The sequence below is a fragment of the Gudongella sp. DL1XJH-153 genome (assembly GCF_049310905.1).
Classification (GTDB): domain Bacteria; phylum Bacillota; class Clostridia; order Tissierellales; family Tissierellaceae; genus Gudongella.
Genome location: NZ_JBMEMN010000108.1, coordinates 1 through 267 on the forward strand (window position 1 = coordinate 1; position 267 = coordinate 267).

At 41.2% G+C, this 267-nt stretch carries 1 protein-coding gene; it reads left to right on the plus strand.

Going from position 1 to position 267, the window contains the following annotated elements; all coding sequences use genetic code 11:
* Positions 1-19: 19 nt before the first annotated feature.
* A partial coding sequence (locus ACOEN1_RS13580; protein WP_422487417.1) for a hypothetical protein occupies positions 20-267 on the plus strand: 248 nt, incomplete at its 3' end.

The following is a 267-nucleotide window of genomic DNA, read 5'->3' on the forward strand; positions in this document are numbered from 1 at the left end:
TGAAAGGGTCGGAGATAATATGATTATTGAAATTCGTATGTCGGCTAGTGAATTTAAGGAGGGGGGGATTGATCTAGAGGAAGGAATCAAAATGGCACAGGTGTTTCAAAAATACGCAGACATTGTGCAGGCAAGCTGTGGCATGGTAACTCCAGAACTAATGTGTAGAACTCATCCCTGTGACTTTTTACCTCCCAATCCGAATGTTTATTTAGCAGAAGCTTTTAAAAAGTCAGGCAAAATCAATGCGTTTGTTACTGCAGTCGG